This is a genomic window from Microbulbifer discodermiae (assembly GCF_040742695.1).
Lineage (GTDB): Bacteria > Pseudomonadota > Gammaproteobacteria > Pseudomonadales > Cellvibrionaceae > Microbulbifer.
The window spans coordinates 12,653-30,708 of the sequence record NZ_JBFLAB010000049.1; the positions used below are offsets into that span (position 1 = coordinate 12,653).

The window sequence follows — 18,056 nt, forward strand, 5'->3', positions numbered from 1 at the left end:
GCTCTTGTTATCGTGAGCGGGCGGGGCGCCAGAACTGGGATAATCGCGCCGATCCGGCATCTCCGCCCCGCCGCCGACTAGTGGCTGTTTATACAGTATTTGTTCTGCCCCCGCCACCTTGGCGGCGCAGTGCCAAACAGCGCCAAAATACCCCTTGAAGATTGCGGATAAGGCCCCATATTGCACAGCAACGCCCACACTGGGGCAGATTTCCATGTAACTGACAATCCACGCGACGGAGACAGCAGTGGCCAGAGAGCGCAGCGAAGAAGACCAGATCGAACAGGGGGCGGCGGATACAGAGTCGCTTGGCGCGGACACAGATACGGCGGAGGAGAGTGTGGCTGCCGACCTCGAGGAGCCTACGGAGGAGGCGCAGCACCAGGCCGAGGAGGCCCTGCACGCGGCTTCGGAAAGTCCCGAGGCACTGCAGGAGGAGATCATCGGCCTGCGCGAACAGCTGGCTATACAGAAAGACCTGGCCATAAGGGCGCAGGCGGAGGCGCAGAATGCCCGCCGCCGCGCACAGCAGGATGTGGAAAAGGCGCACAAGTTCGCGGTCGAGCGACTGCTGCAGGATCTGTTGCCGGTGGTGGACAACCTGGAGCGAGCGCTCACCAGCATCGATGTGGACGACGAGGCCAACAAGGCGGTGGTGGAGGGTATCGAACTCACCCACAAGTCCTTTTTGGACACCCTGAACAAGTTTTCGGTGGAGGTGGTGGACCCGGTGGGGGAGCCTTTCGACCCGGAGTTGCACCAGGCCATGACCCAGATACCCAATGGTGATGTAGAGCCAAACACGGTGCTGGAGGTGTTCCAAAAGGGGTATCGGCTCAACGGTCGCCTGGTGCGTCCGGCTTTGGTGGTGGTCAGCAAGGCGCCCTAGGCGAATCTGCGGTGCGGCCTTGATTTTTACCGGCCGGCACCAATATAGCTGACATCAGAGGATTTATTCGCGCACGGCAGACAGAACAGAAGCGGCGGTGTGCATCAAACGAGGATTGTACAAATGGGAAAAATTATCGGCATCGACCTGGGCACCACCAACAGCTGTGTAGCGGTATTGGATGGCGACAAGGCGCGCGTGATCGAGAATGCTGAGGGCGATCGCACAACCCCCTCCATCGTCGCCTTTACCGACGACAACGAGATACTGGTGGGTCAGTCCGCCAAGCGCCAGGCGGTCACCAACCCCCAGAATACCCTGTTCGCGGTCAAGCGTCTGATCGGCCGCAAATTCAAGGACGATGTGGTGCAGAAAGACATCACCATGGTGCCCTACAAGATTGTCGAAGCCGACAACGGCGATGCCTGGGTAGAGGCGAAAGGTGACAAGAAGGCGCCGCCCCAGGTCTCCGCCGAAGTTCTGAAGAAGATGAAAAAGACCGCCGAGGACTTTCTCGGTGAAAAGGTGGATGCCGCGGTGATCACCGTGCCGGCCTACTTTAACGACTCCCAGCGCCAGGCCACCAAGGATGCCGGCCGTATTGCCGGCCTGGACGTCAAGCGCATTATCAACGAGCCCACGGCGGCGGCGCTGGCCTACGGTCTGGACAAGAAGGGCGGCGACCGCACCATCGCGGTCTACGACCTGGGTGGCGGCACCTTCGATATCTCCATTATCGAGATCGCGGACGTGGACGGCGAGAAGCAATTCGAGGTGCTGTCCACCAACGGGGACACCTTCCTCGGGGGCGAAGACTTTGACCTGCGCCTGATCGACTATCTGGCGGAGCAGTTCAAGAAAGAGCAGGGCATCGACCTGAAAGGCGATCCCCTGGCCATGCAGCGCCTGAAAGAAGCTGCGGAAAAAGCCAAGATCGAGCTGTCCTCCAGCCAGCAGACCGAAGTGAATCTGCCGTACATCACCGCGGATGCCACAGGTCCCAAGCACCTGGTTGTAAAACTCACCCGCGCCAAGCTGGAAAGCCTGGTGGAGGACCTGGTGACCCACTCCCTGGAGCCGGTAAAAATCGCCCTGCAGGACGCCGACCTGTCCGCTTCCGGCGTGGACGAGGTGATTCTGGTGGGTGGCCAGACCCGTATGCCGCTGGTACAGCAGAAGGTCACCGAGTTTTTCGGCAAGGAGCCGCGCAAGGACGTCAACCCGGACGAAGCGGTGGCCATGGGTGCCGCTATTCAGGGTGCGGTGCTTTCCGGTGACGTGAAGGACGTGCTGCTGCTGGACGTGACCCCGCTGACCCTGGGCATCGAGACCATGGGCGGTGTGGCGACCCCGCTGATCGACAAGAACACCACCATCCCCACCAAGAAGTCCCAGGTATTCTCCACTGCGGAAGACAACCAGACGGCAGTGACCATCCATGTGGTGCAGGGCGAGCGCAAACAGGCGGCACAAAACAAATCCCTGGGCCGCTTCGACCTGGCGGACATTCCACCGTCACCGCGGGGCATGCCGCAGATTGAGGTGACCTTCGATATCGACGCCAACGGCATACTGCACGTACACGCCAAGGACAAGGCCACCGGCAAGGAGCAGTCCATTGTGATCAAGGCCTCCTCCGGCCTGTCCGAGGACGAGATCGAAAAAATGGTGGCAGATGCCGAGGCCAACGCCGAGGCGGACAAGCAGTTCGAGGAGCTGGTGCAGGCCCGCAACACCCTCGACGGCATGATCTCCGCCACCAAGAAAACCCTGGAAGAGGCCGGTGACAAGGCTACTGCCGAGGAAAAAACAGCGATCGAAGCGGCCATCACTGAAGCCGAGGAAGCGGTCAAGGGCAACGATAAGGAAGCCATCGATGCCGCCACCACCAAGTTGACCGAGGCTTCCGGCCCGCTGGCGCAAAAGATGTACGCGGAGCAGGCACAGGCGGCCCAGGGGGCGGAAGCCGCCGGCGGTGAACAGGAGCAGCAGTCTGCGGCCGGTGATGACGCCGTGGACGCCGAGTTTGAAGAAGTTAAGGACGACAAGAAAGAGGGCTGATGATCACTCGCTGAACAGCAGCGAATCCCTCCCGGGGCGCGGTGGCATTCCGTAGGAATCGGCCCCCGCGCCCCTCTAGTTTATGTGTTGCCGGTATCCCGCCGGCAGCCCCCGGCCGGACTGCTGCGGGGTGTTGTTACCCCACAGGGAGGTCGCACAAGAACAAACGGGCCGGCCCGGTGACCGGCTCTGGGCATGAGCAATATGGCGAAGCGCGATTACTACGAAGTCCTCGGTGTCAGCAAGGGAGCGGACGAGAGAGAACTGAAAAAGGCTTACCGTCGGGTGGCGATGAAGTACCACCCCGACCGCAACCCCGATGACAAGGAGTCGGAGAGCCGGTTCAAAGAGGCCAACGAGGCCTATGAGGTGCTTTCGGACCCCCAGAAGAAAGCCGCCTACGACCAGTTCGGTCACGCCGGCGTAGAGGGCCAGATGGGTGGCGGCGCCGGTGGTTTCGGCGGCTTCTCCGATATTTTTGGCGACGTCTTCGGCGATATATTTGGGGGTGGCGGCGGCCGCCGCGGCGGGCCGGCGCGGGGCTCGGACCTGCGCTATGACCTGGAGCTGGACCTGGAGGACGCTGTGCGCGGCACCAGCGTCAAGATCCGCGTGCCCACCCTGGTCAGCTGTGGCAGCTGCGATGGTTCCGGGGCCAAGGCCGGAAGCAAACCCCAACCCTGCGGCACCTGTGGCGGTGTCGGCCAGGTGCGGATGCAGCAGGGCTTCTTTTCGGTCCAGCAAACCTGCCCCAACTGCCGCGGCCGCGGCACCGTTATCAGCGATCCCTGTAGCAGTTGCCACGGTGCGGGCCGGGTGGAGGAAACCAAGACCCTGTCGGTTAAGGTACCGCCGGGGGTGGATACCGGCGATCGCATCCGCCTTGCCGGCGAAGGTGAGGCGGGACCGGACGGGGGACCGCCCGGCGATCTGTATGTGCAGGTGATGGTGCGTGAGCACGATCTGTTCCAGCGCGACGGCAAGAACCTCTACTGCGAGGTGCCGATCGGCTTTGTCGCCGCGGCTTTGGGCGGCGAATTGGAGGTGCCCACCCTGAACGGCAAGGTGAAGTTAAAGATTCCGGCGGAAAGCCAGACCGGCAAACTGTTCCGCCTGCGGGGCAAGGGCGTCACCCCGGTGCGCGGCGGGGCCCCCGGCGACCTGCTGTGTCGAGTGGTGGTGGAAACCCCGGTGAACCTTTCCGGCAAGCAGAAAGAACTGCTGCAGGAATTTTCCTCTACCCTTAGCGAACACAAGAATTCACCGCGTCAGACCGGCTGGTTTGAAGGGGTGAAGAACTTTTTTGGCGATATGAAACTCTGACCCGATCCCCGCAGGTTACTGCAATCGGCCGGGCGGCCCATAAGCCGCCCGGCAGGTTGCGAAAAGCGGGAAACGGAGCTGCTTCAGGGGTTGTACGCCATTAGGCGCCGGTTAAATTCCTTCTGAAATTCCATCTGTATTTCCTTTAACATTTCAAACTGTTTGGCATCCAGTACCGGCGCCAGTTTGGCGCGGAACTCGGCACTGACCCCCAGCATTTTTGCACTAAGCTCTTCTTTCTGGACCCGGCTCAATTTGGGCCTCGCAGTCTTGGAAAAGCCGTATTGCATCAGCAGACTTCTGCGGCGCTCAGAATCCTGATCGAAAATGGGCAGTATCACACTCTCCTGCTCGGGGGTAAGCTTGAGGCGCAGGGTGACCGCGTTGACGATGTCGTCGTGCCTTTCCCAAAAGTCATCTTCGGAGCCCTCCTGTGCCAATGCATTTGTGGCACCGAAGGCGAGCCCCAAAACGAGCAGGCCCGTCAGGAGAGAGCGGGGTATACCGGAGTACAGACGCATAACTGGCGCTCCTTTCGTTACTCTTCCACAAGCGTAGCAGCTTCTCTGTGGACGCACCGGCGCGCCTGGAAGCTGGGGAATCAAGCCGTTTTTTTGACATAAGGATCCAACTGCTTATGTGCGAATGCTATTTGCCCCGGCCGCTTGCGGGCCATAGCTCGGCGTCGGGCTGGCGAGTTAGAATGTGCGGTTCAACTCGGGCACGGAGGGCGCAATGACCATTAACGTGGGTGTGACAGGGTTTGGTGGACGTATGGGCCGCGCCCTGGCGGAAGTATTGGCACAGAGCGGGGAGGCCGTGCTATCGGCGGCAATTGTGCGGCCGGGCTCCAGTCTGGTGGGGGCGGATGCGGGCGAGGTCGCGGGGTTGGGCGCGAGCGGGCTCGCCGTCGGCGATGCCTTGGCAGAGGCGGAATTTGACGTTCTGATCGATTTCACCACACCGCAGGCAACCCTGGCCAATGCGACTTTTTGCGCCGACGCCGGCCGCCCCATCGCGATCGGCACGACGGGCTTCACCTCCGGGGAAAAGGAAGCTCTGCTGGCGCATGCGGCAAGGATACCCATGTGCCTGGCCAGCAACTTTTCCACCGGGGTCAATCTCTGCTTCAGCCTGCTGGAAACCGCCGCCCGCGTGATGGGGGATTTTGCCGATATTGAGATAGTGGAGGCCCACCACCGCCACAAACTGGACGCACCCTCGGGGACGGCGCTGAGTATGGGAGCCGTGGTGGCACAGACGCTTGGGCGCGATCTGGACAAAGTCGCTGTATATGGCCGCGAAGGCCGGGCGGATGCCCGCTCGAGTGACACTATCGGATTTGCCACAGTGCGCGGCGGCGATGTGGTGGGTGAACACACGGTGATGTTTCTGGCCGATGGCGAGCGGGTGGAAATCAGCCACCGCGCCAGCAGCCGCCTGGCATTTGCGCGCGGCGCAGTCACCGCGGCACTGTGGCTGCTGGGGGAGGACCGGCGGGGTTCGCGGGCCGCCGGACACTATGATATGCGCGATGTGCTGGGGCTGAGGGCTTGATTGTGCTCCCGAGTTGAGGTGGCAATCGTGGAAAAACTTGTTGTCGGCAGTGAGGAGTGGTGCGGCCTGGCTTCCCTGGGAATTCCCGCTATCAAGGCGCGGGTGGATTCCGGGGCTAAAACCTCCTGCCTGCACGCCTACAATATTCAGACCTTCAAACGGGACGGCGAACCCTGGGTGAGCTTTGAGGCTCACCCGCTACAGCATTTGCGCCGCCCGTCGGTGCGCTGTGAGGCAAAACTCCTGGACCGGCGCACGGTGCGCTCCTCCTCAGGCGATGCGGAGAAGCGCCCGGTAATCCGCACCTCGCTGTCCGTTGGCGGCAGCGTCTGGGATATCGAACTCACCCTGACCAACCGCGACAGCATGGGTTACCGTATGCTGCTGGGCCGGGAGGCCATGCTCGGCCGTATGATGGTGGACCCCTCGGAGAGCTTTTGCCTGGGGGAGATCAGCCCCAGTGAGCTGGAAGAGTGCTATCGCGACGAGCACCATATCGCCGGCACCGGGCTGCGTATCGGCCTGCTGGCCTCCAATCCCGACCTGTACAGCAACCAGCGCATCATGGAGGCGGGTGCCGAGCGCGGCCACCGCATGAGCTTTCTGGACGTGCGCCAGTGTTATATGAAGCTGGACCCGAACGAGCCGGAAGTGCATTACCGGGATGGCCGTATCCTCAATACCATGGACGCAGTCATACCCCGTATCCGCCCCAGCCAGACGTTTTATGGCTGTGCGCTCACACGGCACTTCGAAAGTATCGGCGTCTTCGCGCTCAACGATTCGGCGGCCATCAGTCAGTCGCGGGACAAACTCTTCTCCCTGCAGCTACTGCAACAGAATGGCCTGAATATCCCCACTTCCGGTTTCGCCAATTCTCCGGTGGATACCAACGAGCTGATTGAAATGGTGGGTGGGGCTCCGCTGGTGGTGAAGCTGCTGGAAGGTACCCAGGGCCGCGGCGTGGTACTGGCGGAGACGCGCAAGGCCGCCGAGTCGGTGATCAATGCGTTCAAGTCCCTCAAGGCCAACCTGCTGGTGCAGGAGTTTGTGCGCGAGGCGCAGGGGCGTGACCTGCGACTGTTCGTCATCGACAACAAAGTGGTCGCGGCTATCCAGCGGGAGGCGGCGCCGGGTGAGTTTCGTGCAAACATCCACCAGGGCGGCACCGCATCGGTGGTCAAGGTCACTACGGAGGAAAAGCGCCTGGCGGTCAAAGCGGCTAAGGTCCTGGGTTTGAAAGTGGCCGGCGTGGACATTATCCGCTCCAAGAAAGGGCCCCTCCTCTTGGAGGTCAACTCCTCGCCGGGGTTGGAGGGCATAGAAAGCGCTACCCGCAAAGATATCGCCAGCGCCATGATCATGGCCATTGAAAAAGCGCTGAAATGGCGCCCAATGATGGATGGGGAAGACACTCACGAGGCTCGTGATACGAATTAGACAATTTGTGCTCTATAGTAGCAACCCGATAATTAAAAAGTCCTCGATAGCTTGGTTTCTACTCCTTGAAGCAGAGTTTAACCCGCGGATTAGGATTCAGTTCCCGCGCCTGAGAGTAGTTAGGAGTACTTTTAATTAGAAAAGTGAATAGTATTTTTAGTATCTACAGATCGGTTACGTTTGGAAAGAATAAGCCATTAGCCTGACAATTTAATTAGCTGCCAGGCTAGTGGCCAAAGTGTGTTCAAGCGTTGAACACAGGCTGCCCTCATTCATGACATTTGTCACTTACTGCAAACGATAACTTTTTAGATAATATGGCGACTCTCAATTCACTTGGGTATTCAAATGAAAACCTTATTGCAGATATGGATGAAATCCAGCTTATTGACCATTGTATTGGTTAATACGTCACTAAAAGCAAAAAGTAATGAAATTGGTGATATAACTAATGCTTACTTGGCTAGGGATATAGTGGCACTCGAAGAAATAAAAGCACAATTGCCCTCCGAATTATCCTATGAGGTGGCATATGTAAATTACCGGTTAGCGCTAACTTTGATGTTGAATGAAAAAAAAGCTGATGCCGAGATATTGCTGAACAAAGCGGAAGCTATTCTCACTGAGAGGGAGGTGGAAAATAGTTCGCTAGATTACAGCCTGCTGGCTTCAGTTTACTCCCTTAAAGCGGGCATGGGCATGTTTAGCGGTCCGGTCAATGGGAAAAAATCATCTGACAGTATTCTAAAGGCTCAAAAACTTGATAGGCAGAATCCACAGATCTGGCTGGTTAAAGGGCTTAGTGCTTATCACACACCAAAGGTATTTGGTGGCAGTGATAACAAAGCAATACAGTTTTTCAATAAGGCTATTGCCTTGTATTCCAATGATATGGATAGAGCTGTGTACTGGGGCTTAGAAGAAGCGCTAGTATGGAGAGCTATATTGCATAAGAAAAACGGACATGAAGAAGAGGCGATTAAAGACCTCGAGCGGGCGCTCCATTACAGAAAAAATTTCCCATGGGCGAAAGAGCTTTTGGTGAAATTCTCAACGAAAAAGGAGCTGCCACTATGATTTTCTACCACTCTATAGGATTTTTGCACACTCTGGCCGCCTCCGTTGCTTTAATCACAGGTACCGCGATACTATTTAAGAAGAAGGGTAGCTCTCACCACAAGCTGCTTGGTTACACTTACGTAGCCTCAATGATATTTACCCTGGCATCGGCTTTTTTAATTTATGATCTTTTTGGTTCTTGGGGTATATTTCATTGGGCAGCGCTTGTGGGAACCTTTTCTCTATTGTCAGGTTTTATTCCTGTTGTGCTGAAGAAGCCAAAAAAGAAATGGCTAAATACTCACTATCAATATATGCTTTGGTCATATATTGGATTGGTTGCCGCGGCATTTTCTGAGGTGGGAACTAGGTTGCCTGCGATATGGCCTGGATTGGAGGATATATTTTCGATAGGGTATTTTTGGTTGGCCACAGTGGTAGCTTCTACTCTGGTTTGTTGCATAGGTGCCTATTGTATTTATGGTCTAAAGTTAGGCTCACCAATTAAGGATAAATAATATACAGTATGATGGCTGCTTCAATTAAGAACAAGGCGTTGGCGATAAAGAATTATATTTTTTTTCTATATCTGTCTATCTATTTTCTAAAATATGGGTTCAAACCATTTGACTTGGCCGAATTTGTTTTTGATTTTTTCATTCTGGTTTCTTTTATTTATTGTTTTTTAAAAAGTTTTTCAGATGAAAAAGAAAGCTATTTTTATCTGGCATTGATGCTGGCTATCGCTATATATACTTCAATTGATAATCCTAGCGCTGGCGTCTTATTTGTGTTTTGCAGTGTTGTTGCCGAGAGTTTTAAAAGCAGGAAGGCCGCTGTCCTAGGTTTATCGATTGTGGCTGGATCCATTTTAACTCTCACCATTGTCTTTTCATTGCCAGCATACTTTTGGCTCGTATCTGGTTTGATTTCTTTTATTGTTGTTGCCAGTAAAAAAATAGAGAAATATCAGAGCGAAAAAAATAGTGTGCAAGCTCATCAAAAAATTTGGTATGCTACTTATAGAGAACGTGAACGATTAAGTCGAGACCTGCATGATTCATTGGGCGTTTTATTGTCAAAAGGAGTTCTGCTCGCACAAGTCGCAACCTATAAGGATCACAAATTAAGTGCAGAATCCAAGGAAAAATTTGAACAGCTTGAAACGTTAATGAGGCAGTCGCTGGAAAATATCCGAAATGTAATTGCTAATTCTCATACTTGTGATTTTTTAAAGCAAATAGCTGAAATTAAAGAGACTTTGAATTTGGCTAAAATTAAAACAAAAATTACTATTGCCCCTGAAATACAATTGACTGATAGTCAAAAACAGCAGGTGCTATATATTATCAGCGAAGCATCGGCTAATGTCATTAAGCATTCTCGTGCAAAAGACTGCGAAATTCAATTTTTAAAATTGAACAATGCGGCTGTTTTAACTATAAAAAATAATGGAGGCTCTTCAATTGACTGGGATAAGTCAAACGGATTAAATAATATCAAAGCTAGGGTTGAAAGTCTGGCCGGCAAATGCACTATAATCAACGACAATGGATTTAACGTGTCAGCTACATTTCCTCTCTAGCATGTCTATCAAAATTATAATTGTTGAAGATCAAAGAACAATACTTGATGCCTTTGAACTACTATTGAATGCAGTTCGGGAATTTGAAGTGATGGCGACATTTGCCGATTCGTACGAAGCACTAAGTTGGGCTAAAGGGAATTCTGTAGATATGGTGCTCTCGGATGTGGAAATGCCGAATTTTTCAGGTTTGGAAATGGCTGAAGCGATAAGAAAATGCAAGCCAGAAACAAAAATAGTGATGTTGACTACATTTGCCAAAATTGGTTATTTAGAAAAAGCGCTTGATATTGGGGTTGATGGCTATCTAACCAAGGATATGCCATTGCGTGAATTAATTGAATCAATGATGGCTATATATCAAGGGCAAGCAATTATTGCAAAAGATTTGCGTGTTGGGGTGCAGCTTAACCCCAATCCATTAACTGTGCGTGAAAAGGATATATTGCGACTTGTTTCTTTTGGGTTGAGCAATAAAGATATTTCGGTTGAGCTCCACCTTTCAACTGGTACTGTAAGAAACTACTTATCGATGGCTATGGAAAAATTAAACGCCAATAGTCGGACAGAGGCGCTTAAGTATGCGCTAGATAATGGCTGGATATAGATAGCTATAAAAAACAATTGCCTTAATCACGTAAAGATATTTGAAAATTTGTGCCGGCTAGCTAGTCGCATAGGTTGGTATGGGATCAAATAATAACCCTAATTTCATTGCGTGGCGGGTAAACCAATCCGTTGCCCATAAATAATTCGTTTGCGGATCGACACTTCTACGTCTTTCTCGGGCGATTGTTGAGTCGATCCATCCCCGTCTGTATTTGGTTGTTCGCGACTTTGTTAAAGTATCGTTCAACACCTCTTTGAAATAGGCCGTACCGTATCTCCCGAACATCCCTTATGTGCAGCGGATGATGGCGGGCTATACCAGGTATTTCGTCAGTCAATTGTGCTTGCCGGTCCGTGCGTTTACCGGTCGGAACACGTCTGGTGGCGACTGTTTGACAGGCGGTGGCTCTCCCTCGGGTTAGCTTACGCAAGAGCGTCCCAGGTGCCGGCGTATAGACGGATGTGGGGCCGGGTTTGAGCAGCTCGACCTGATGTAAAGACCGCGCACAAACAAGTGGCTGTTAGCCGTACTCGGCTCTATGGCGCGGGAGCTTTCGAAGCCGCCATCCACTGTTGTGATGCCGAGCGCTTTGCCGCAACCGGGGGTGATTGTTGTGGTTGCTGATGAGGGCACTGAGGTAGCCGCGTGTGCAACCAGGGCCATGGGGGAAAAGGCGCTGCGGAGTGACCCTCAGCCTGCCCTCTCTTGAGCGCCGGGCCAGTTGAAGCGACTCCCCCTGACACCCTTGGCGCATTGCTCCACTGGTACCCAGTCGCGGATTCGAGTAGAATTGACGCCCGGTTTGGGCCCGCCCTGTACGTGAATTCACCCCGTGTAGCGGCCCTGGTCCCCATTGCGACCGGCGGTTAGGCGCCGGCCACTGAAAGTGAGAGCCGCGCGTGAAAGATTCAGACAAAGCGAGATGAAGCTGCACAGTTTCATCTCGCTTTTTTATAGGGCGCGCAAACACCTGCCCCAATAGGGCAGAGCCGAGTCCCGCCGCAGTGGTTTGGCCGGCGTCAGCGCTTGCCAGCCCCGCCCGGAAGCCGTTTACGAGATTGGAGAGCGATTTGACTAACAGCATCCCCAAGCCAGAGCCCCTGATGCCCCGCAGAACCCCGGCCCTATTGGTGCTCGCCGACGGCAGCGTGTTCGAGGGGCGCGCAATTGGGGCCCAGGGCAGCTCCGTTGGCGAAGTGGTGTTCAATACCTCCATGACCGGCTACCAGGAGATCCTCACCGATCCCTCCTACGCCCGCCAGATAGTAACTCTGACCTATCCCCATATCGGCAATACGGGTACCAACCGCGAAGACGAGGAGTGTGCCGACATCTGGGCCGCCGGCCTGGTGATCCGCGACCTGCCACTGCTCGCCAGCAGCTTCCGCAGTGAGCAGTCCCTGGAGGACTATCTGCGCGGGCGCAATGTCGTGGGCATCGCCGATATCGACACCCGCCGCCTGACCCGCCTGCTGCGCGACAAGGGTGCGCAGAGTGGCTGCATCCTGGCCGGGGAGGACATAGACCGCGAAGAAGCCCTGGCCAAAGCCAGGGAGTTTGCCGGCCTGAAAGGTATGGACCTGGCCAAGGTGGTCAGCACCAGGGAATCCTACCCTTTTAACGAAGGCACCTGGGAGTTGGGTGAAGGCCACAGGGCCGCGCCGGAACAGCCCTTCAAAGTGGTGGCTTACGACTTCGGCGTAAAGCGAAACATCATGCGCATGCTGGTGGATCGCGGCTGTCATATCACAGTGGTACCGGCGCAAACCCCGGCCTCCGATGTGCTGGCGATGAATCCCGACGGCATCTTCCTGTCCAATGGCCCCGGCGATCCAGAGCCCTGTGACTATGCCATTGCCGCCATCCGCGCCTTTCTGGACGCGGCTATTCCCACTTACGGCATCTGCCTGGGACACCAGTTGCTGGGCCTGGCGGTGGGAGGCAAGACCGCCAAGATGAAGTTCGGCCATCACGGGGGTAACCACCCGGTGCAGGATCTCAACAGCGGCAAGGTGATGATCACCGCGCAGAATCACGGCTTCGAGGTGGACGCGGGCAGTTTCCCGGACAATGTGGAGGTAACCCACAAGTCCCTGTTCGACGGTACCCTGCAGGGCATCCGCCTGCGAGACAAGCCGGCTTTCAGTTTCCAGGGACACCCGGAAGCCAGCCCGGGTCCGCACGACGTGGCTCCCCTGTTCGATCAGTTTATCGATCTGATGAGCGCGCGCGCCTAGAGTTTTGCCAGCAAGACACGAATGACATTGAGCACCGCCGGCCCGACCGGTAGCAGAACGGAAGAAAGATGCCAAAACGCACAGATATCCACACGATTCTGATTATCGGCGCCGGCCCCATCGTAATCGGCCAGGCCTGTGAATTTGACTACTCCGGCGCCCAGGCCTGCAAGGCACTGCGCGAGGAGGGTTACCGGGTCATACTGGTGAACTCCAACCCGGCCACCATCATGACCGATCCGGCCATGGCCGATGCCACCTACATAGAGCCGGTGGAATGGCGCACCCTGGCCAAGATTATCGAGCAGGAGCGGCCCGACGCCATACTGCCCACCATGGGGGGGCAGACGGCACTGAACTGTGCCCTGGACCTGGACAAGCACGGCGTCCTGGAGAAATTCAATGTCGAACTGATCGGTGCGGATAAAAACGCCATTGAGAAGGCGGAAGACCGCGACCTGTTCGACAAGGCCATGCAGGCCATCGGCCTGGAGACCCCGCGGGCCAGGATAGTGCACTCCATGGAAGAGGCGAAGCTGGTGCCGGAAGAGTTCGGTTTCCCGGTGATTATCCGCCCCTCCTTCACCATGGGTGGCTCCGGCGGTGGTGTGGCCTACAACTGGCCGGAGTTCGAGGAAATCTGTAAGCGCGGCCTGGACCTTTCCCCCACCAACGAACTGCTGATCGACGAATCCCTGCTCGGCTGGAAAGAGTACGAGATGGAGGTGGTGCGTGATAACAACGACAACTGCATCATCGTTTGTTCCATCGAGAACTTCGATCCCATGGGGGTGCACACCGGTGACTCCATCACAGTGGCGCCGGCGCAGACCCTCACCGACAAGGAATACCAGCTGATGCGCAACGCCTCCATCGCGGTATTGCGCGAGATAGGCGTGGAGACCGGCGGCTCCAATGTACAGTTCGGTGTCTGCCCCAGGACCGGCCGCATGGTGGTGATCGAGATGAATCCCCGCGTGTCCCGCTCCTCGGCGCTGGCTTCCAAGGCCACCGGTTTCCCCATCGCCAAGGTGGCGGCCAAGCTGGCGGTGGGCTACACCCTGGATGAACTGCAAAACGATATTACCGGCGGAGCCACACCGGCCTCTTTTGAACCCTCCATCGACTATGTGGTGACCAAGATTCCGCGCTTCACCTTCGAGAAATTCGGTGAAGCCGATGCGCGCCTGACCACCCAGATGAAGTCCGTGGGCGAGGTGATGGCTATAGGCCGCACTTTCCAGGAGTCTTTGCAGAAGGCTCTGCGCGGTCTGGAAGTGGGCAGCTTCGGCCTGGAGAGCAGGGTTGACCCCAGCGAGGACGGCGCCGAGAACCGCCTGCGCAAGGAACTGTCCGTGCCCGGCGCCGAGCGCATCTGGTATCTGGGCGACGCCTTCCGCATGGGGATGAGCGTGGAACAGGTCTATGAATTGTCCGCCATTGACCCCTGGTTTTTGGTGCAGATTGAGGAGCTGATCAGGATAGAGGAGCCCCTCAAGTCCCTGCCCACCTCGGCATTGACCACCGAGCATATGCGCTTCCTCAAGCGCAAAGGCTTCTCCGACCGGCGCCTGGCGGATCTGCTGGGAGTGAGCCAGAAGACAGTGCGGGAATTTCGCCACAAGCTGGGTGTATTCCCCTCCTACAAGCGCGTGGACACCTGTGCCGCTGAATTCAGCACCTCCACCGCCTATATGTATTCGACCTACGACGAGGAGTGCGAAGCGGCACCCTCCGACAGGAAGAAAATCATGGTGCTGGGCGGTGGCCCCAACCGTATTGGCCAGGGTATCGAGTTCGACTACTGCTGTGTGCACGCCGCCCTGGCCATGCGTGAGGACGGTTACGAGACCATCATGGTCAACTGTAACCCCGAAACAGTTTCCACCGACTATGACACCTCCGACCGCCTCTACTTCGAGCCGGTCACCCTGGAAGATGTGCTGGAAATCGTCGGCAAGGAAAAGCCGCGGGGCGTGATCGTTCAGTTCGGCGGCCAGACCCCGCTGAATCTGGCGCGCTACCTGGCCGCCGAGGGTGTGCCCATCATCGGCACCACCCCGGAGCAGATCGACCGCGCCGAGGATCGCGAGCGCTTCCAGCAGATGATCAAGCGGCTGGGCCTCAAGCAGCCGAAAAACGCCATAGTGCGCTCAGTGTCGGAAGCGGTTCTGGCCGCCAACGATGTGGGCTATCCGCTGGTGGTGCGCCCCTCCTATGTGCTGGGCGGTCGCGCCATGGAGATCGTCTACAAGGAAGACGAGCTGCTCAACTATATGAAAGAGGCGGTACAGGTGTCCGATGATGCACCGGTGCTGCTGGATCACTTCCTCAACGCCGCCATCGAAGTGGATATCGACGCCGTATCCGATGGTAAGGACGTGGTAATAGGCGCCATTATGCAGCACATTGAGCAGTGTGGCGTGCACTCAGGTGATTCCGCCTGCTCCCTGCCGCCCTACAGCCTGCCAACGGATGTGCAGGACCGGATGCGCGAGGAAGTGAGAGCCATGGCCCGGGAACTGGGCGTGGTGGGCCTGATGAACACCCAACTGGCCTACCAGGACGGTGAGATCTATGTGATCGAGGTGAATCCACGAGCCTCCCGCACAGTGCCGTTTGTGTCCAAGTGTATCGGCACTTCGCTGGCCAAAGTGGCCGCTCGCTGTCAGGCCGGTACCAGCCTGCGCGAGCAGGGCTTTACCGAGGAAATAGTACCGGACTACTTCTCCGTCAAAGAGTCGGTATTCCCCTTCAACAAGTTCCCCAAAGTGGACCCGATTCTCGGTCCCGAAATGAAATCCACCGGAGAGGTGATGGGAGTTGGCGCCACTTTTGCCGAGGCGTTCGACAAGGGCCTGCTGGCTGCCGGTGACCGGCTGCCGGAGTCCGGCAAGGTGTTTATCTCCGTGCGGGACTTCGACAAGCAGGAAGCCATCGCCGTGGCGCGGGACCTGGAGGGACTCGGATTTGAGCTGGTGGCGACCCGGGGCACCGCCCGGGTCTTGCAAGATGCCGGTATTCCCGTTACAACCGTCAATAAGATGAGCGAGGGCCGTCCGCACATCGTCGATATGATCAAAAACGACGATATTGCACTGGTGGTGAATACCACTGAGGGACGCCAGGCCATCCGCGATTCCGCCGATATCCGCCGCAGCGCTGAAAATCATCAGGTGTGTTACACCACCACGCTGGCGGCGGCCAAGGCCATGGCTCTGGCTATGCAGCTCGGTGAGCCTCTCAAGGTGCGCCGGCTGCAGGACCTGCATCAGCGCGTGACCGAACTGTCGGAATAAAGCTACGTAAACAGCAATTGCCAGTGGAGCCCGCCGGAACCCGATTTACCCTCGGAGTTTTCGCCGGGCCGCGGCTTGTTTTGACCAAAAGTGGAGGTTCCAACTTGAACCGGGTACCAATGACCGTAGAGGGTGCCGAAGCGCTGCGCGCTGAACTGGAAAACCTGAAAAAAGTACAGCGCCCCGCAGTGGTGCAAGCCATTGCCGAGGCACGCGAACACGGTGACCTTAAAGAAAACGCCGAATACCATGCCGCGCGCGAGAAGCAGGGTTTTCTCGAAGGCCGTATTCAGGAAATCGAAGGCAAGCTGTCCCACGCGCAAGTGATCGACGTCAAGGCCATAGAGCCGGGTGACAAGGTCATTTTTGGCACTACCGTCACAATTATCCACTTGGATAATGACGAAGAAGTGACTTATAAGATTGTCGGTGATGACGAAGCCGATGTGAAAGATCGCAAAATTTCCGTCAATTCCCCTATCGCCAGAGCACTGATCGGCAAGGAGGTCGGGGATATTGTGGTGGTACACACCCCATCCGGTGCGGTGGAATATGAAATTGACGCCGTGGAACATCTGTAATCAGGCGTTGTTGTAAAAGCGGGGCTCCACTTGGTTCAATAGCTGTCACTCAGAGCCCGGCAGCCAAGTGGATACCGCGTCGAGGTCAACAACTGGCCGGAACCTCTTTTCCCGGGGGATATTGCACTAACGCTTTCTACTGATCCCCCTTCCTGTTTGATCTCGACAAAACGAATACTCCCGTATCCTTTCTGTGGCCGTCTAGAGCACTTTTCGCCAGCTGCCCTGGAGAGATGTTGGTTCCTTTATCGTTCTTACCATCTGTGAAAGGAATTGAGTTGGCCTGAAAGAATAGTTTGCTGACAGCAGGTCACCTACTTCCTTCGACTGTATTGGGGGACTAGCTGGCTGCCGGTATAAAGAAGGGTGTGTAGGCAGCTTTAATAGGTGGTTTCAATTTGAGTAAGAGTGGGATTTATAGGTAAGCGTTACTGCTCCTGAAAACAGGTATCGAGGTCGCAGGGGTCATTAATTGATTAAAAAGAAAACTTTTGCTGCACCAAGGAGGGATTAATATAAGTTATCGAATTATTCGTATTAACGAAACCCGACCGGAGTGGATGTCCGACCTTTTAGATTGCTTTGGCAGAGAATTCGATGATCATAAAACCTACTGCGATAGTCGACCGGGTAGAGAGTATCTTGGTTCCCTGCTCTCGAGCAGTTCGTTTATCGCCTTGGGAGCAATCGATGGTGATAAATTGGTCGGTGGGTTGGTTGCCTATGAATTAAGAAAGTTTGAACAACAGCGTAGTGAGATTTATATTTATGACCTGACGGTGTCTAGTGAGCACAGAAGAAAAGGTATCGCCACCGCTCTAATTGAGGCGCTCAAGCCTATCGCCAAAAAGTTGGGCGCGTGGATTATTTTTGTACAGGCAGATTGTGTGGATAACCCCGCTGTTAATTTGTATTCAAAATTGGGAGAAAAGGAGGAGGTCCTCCATTTTGATATTCCGGTTATTCGGGGTCAGCCTGGGATATAAAAAGTCAGCAAGCTCTCTCACGCGTATCAAACTGGATACTGCCCGTTTGATTTGCATATACACGGGCGAAATTTTCACATCAGACTAAACCGGTTATATGTGGGCTAGCAATGCTGGCTTCACCTAAATGGGCAAACTGTTAAAATTTCTGTATCAGCCAGTTAGCCTCGCAGGCTGATGTCCTTCTCAAGGCGACTTGGAAGTTCGGTCGCCGGAGCTGAAGCAGCATCGAATTTCAATTGTAAAGGGAATATATCCAGCTCTGAGAGGCCTTGAATATGCCGGCCTAGTGGGCCATGCGGTTAATTAGGTGGCACATTTTTGGCTCGCCGCACTGAAGCCAGTATCGTGTCGGCGCTCTTTGTCCATTTAAATGGTTTGGCAAGATCGCGGTTATGAACACGAATAAATCGCTGCAGCTCGGCCTTC

General features: G+C 55.5%; 14 protein-coding genes and 1 pseudogene. 14 read left to right on the plus strand and 1 reads right to left on the minus strand.

Annotated features, from left to right (window positions below; genetic code table 11):
* Window positions 1–247: 247 nt before the first annotated feature.
* The 3 genes from grpE (at window position 248) to dnaJ (ending at window position 4,273) form a co-directional block, all read left to right on the plus strand.
* Window positions 248–889, plus strand: a complete 642-nt coding sequence (gene grpE, locus AB1S50_RS15205; RefSeq protein ID WP_367151777.1) for a nucleotide exchange factor GrpE — start codon at window positions 248–250, stop codon at window positions 887–889.
* Between the two features lie 123 nt (window positions 890–1,012).
* Window positions 1,013–2,950 (plus strand): molecular chaperone DnaK, encoded by a 1,938-nt coding sequence (gene dnaK / locus AB1S50_RS15210; RefSeq protein ID WP_367151778.1) that lies wholly within the window; start codon window positions 1,013–1,015, stop codon window positions 2,948–2,950.
* Window positions 2,951–3,154: 204 nt separating this feature from the next.
* Window positions 3,155–4,273, plus strand: a complete 1,119-nt coding sequence (dnaJ, locus tag AB1S50_RS15215; RefSeq protein WP_367151791.1) for a molecular chaperone DnaJ — start codon at window positions 3,155–3,157, stop codon at window positions 4,271–4,273.
* A gap of 83 nt (window positions 4,274–4,356) precedes the next feature.
* Here the strand turns inward: dnaJ and AB1S50_RS15220 are convergent, their stop codons facing one another.
* Window positions 4,357–4,794: a hypothetical protein gene (locus tag AB1S50_RS15220; protein ID WP_367151780.1), complete on the minus strand. Its 438-nt coding sequence runs from the start codon at window positions 4,792–4,794 to the stop codon at window positions 4,357–4,359.
* A gap of 214 nt (window positions 4,795–5,008) precedes the next feature.
* Between AB1S50_RS15220 and dapB the strand changes: the two genes are divergently transcribed.
* From dapB to AB1S50_RS15275, 11 genes and pseudogenes are all read left to right on the plus strand, one after another.
* Entirely contained in the window at window positions 5,009–5,830 is an 822-nt protein-coding gene (dapB, locus tag AB1S50_RS15225; RefSeq protein ID WP_367151782.1) for a 4-hydroxy-tetrahydrodipicolinate reductase, read from the plus strand.
* A gap of 27 nt (window positions 5,831–5,857) precedes the next feature.
* Window positions 5,858–6,256: pseudogene (locus AB1S50_RS15230) on the plus strand (ATP-dependent zinc protease family protein); the annotation flags it as partial.
* Window positions 6,257–6,340: 84 nt separating this feature from the next.
* On the plus strand, window positions 6,341–7,270 hold the full coding sequence (gene rimK, locus AB1S50_RS15235) for a 30S ribosomal protein S6--L-glutamate ligase (protein WP_367151793.1): 930 nt from the start codon (window positions 6,341–6,343) through the stop codon (window positions 7,268–7,270).
* 348 nt (window positions 7,271–7,618) lie between these two features.
* Window positions 7,619–8,347, plus strand: coding sequence for a tetratricopeptide repeat protein (locus AB1S50_RS15240; protein WP_367151783.1), 729 nt, complete (start codon window positions 7,619–7,621; stop codon window positions 8,345–8,347).
* Window positions 8,293–8,847, plus strand: coding sequence for a DUF2306 domain-containing protein (locus AB1S50_RS15245; protein WP_367151784.1), 555 nt, complete (start codon window positions 8,293–8,295; stop codon window positions 8,845–8,847). Before AB1S50_RS15240 ends, AB1S50_RS15245 begins: the two co-directional genes overlap by 55 nt.
* Before the next feature lie 8 nt (window positions 8,848–8,855).
* Window positions 8,856–9,914, plus strand: a complete 1,059-nt coding sequence (locus tag AB1S50_RS15250) for a sensor histidine kinase (RefSeq protein WP_367151786.1) — start codon at window positions 8,856–8,858, stop codon at window positions 9,912–9,914.
* A 1-nt stretch (window position 9,915) separates the two neighbouring features.
* On the plus strand, window positions 9,916–10,521 hold the full coding sequence (locus AB1S50_RS15255) for a response regulator transcription factor (protein WP_367151787.1): 606 nt from the start codon (window positions 9,916–9,918) through the stop codon (window positions 10,519–10,521).
* A 1,106-nt stretch (window positions 10,522–11,627) separates the two neighbouring features.
* Window positions 11,628–12,761: a glutamine-hydrolyzing carbamoyl-phosphate synthase small subunit gene (gene carA, locus AB1S50_RS15260; protein ID WP_367151794.1), complete on the plus strand. Its 1,134-nt coding sequence runs from the start codon at window positions 11,628–11,630 to the stop codon at window positions 12,759–12,761.
* 68 nt (window positions 12,762–12,829) lie between these two features.
* The gene (carB, locus tag AB1S50_RS15265; RefSeq protein ID WP_367151788.1) at window positions 12,830–16,060 is read left to right on the plus strand and encodes a carbamoyl-phosphate synthase large subunit; all 3,231 of its coding nucleotides are present in this window, start codon (window positions 12,830–12,832) and stop codon (window positions 16,058–16,060) included.
* A gap of 104 nt (window positions 16,061–16,164) precedes the next feature.
* Window positions 16,165–16,641 carry a transcription elongation factor GreA gene (gene greA, locus AB1S50_RS15270; RefSeq protein WP_367151789.1) on the plus strand — a complete coding sequence of 159 codons (477 nt, stop codon included), beginning with the start codon at window positions 16,165–16,167 and terminating at the stop codon, window positions 16,639–16,641.
* Window positions 16,642–17,156: 515 nt separating this feature from the next.
* Window positions 17,157–17,627 carry an AAC(3)-I family aminoglycoside N-acetyltransferase gene (locus AB1S50_RS15275; RefSeq protein ID WP_367151796.1) on the plus strand — a complete coding sequence of 157 codons (471 nt, stop codon included), beginning with the start codon at window positions 17,157–17,159 and terminating at the stop codon, window positions 17,625–17,627.
* Window positions 17,628–18,056 lie beyond the last annotated feature (429 nt).

What these genes read in the sequence shown, in the direction of transcription:
- dnaJ (WP_367151791.1), top strand. Translation starts at nt 3,155, where the DNA reads ATGGCGAAGCGCGATTACTACGAAGTCCTCGGTGTCAGCAAGGGAGCG.
- AB1S50_RS15240 (WP_367151783.1), top strand. Translation starts at nt 7,619, where the DNA reads ATGAAAACCTTATTGCAGATATGGATGAAATCCAGCTTATTGACCATT.
- AB1S50_RS15255 (WP_367151787.1), top strand. Translation starts at nt 9,916, where the DNA reads ATGTCTATCAAAATTATAATTGTTGAAGATCAAAGAACAATACTTGAT.
- dnaK (WP_367151778.1), top strand. Translation starts at nt 1,013, where the DNA reads ATGGGAAAAATTATCGGCATCGACCTGGGCACCACCAACAGCTGTGTA.
- AB1S50_RS15245 (WP_367151784.1), top strand. Translation starts at nt 8,293, where the DNA reads ATGGGCGAAAGAGCTTTTGGTGAAATTCTCAACGAAAAAGGAGCTGCC.
- carB (WP_367151788.1), top strand. Translation starts at nt 12,830, where the DNA reads ATGCCAAAACGCACAGATATCCACACGATTCTGATTATCGGCGCCGGC.
- dapB (WP_367151782.1), top strand. Translation starts at nt 5,009, where the DNA reads ATGACCATTAACGTGGGTGTGACAGGGTTTGGTGGACGTATGGGCCGC.
- AB1S50_RS15250 (WP_367151786.1), top strand. Translation starts at nt 8,856, where the DNA reads ATGATGGCTGCTTCAATTAAGAACAAGGCGTTGGCGATAAAGAATTAT.
- AB1S50_RS15220 (WP_367151780.1), bottom strand. Translation starts at nt 4,794, where the DNA reads ATGCGTCTGTACTCCGGTATACCCCGCTCTCTCCTGACGGGCCTGCTC.
- carA (WP_367151794.1), top strand. Translation starts at nt 11,628, where the DNA reads ATGCCCCGCAGAACCCCGGCCCTATTGGTGCTCGCCGACGGCAGCGTG.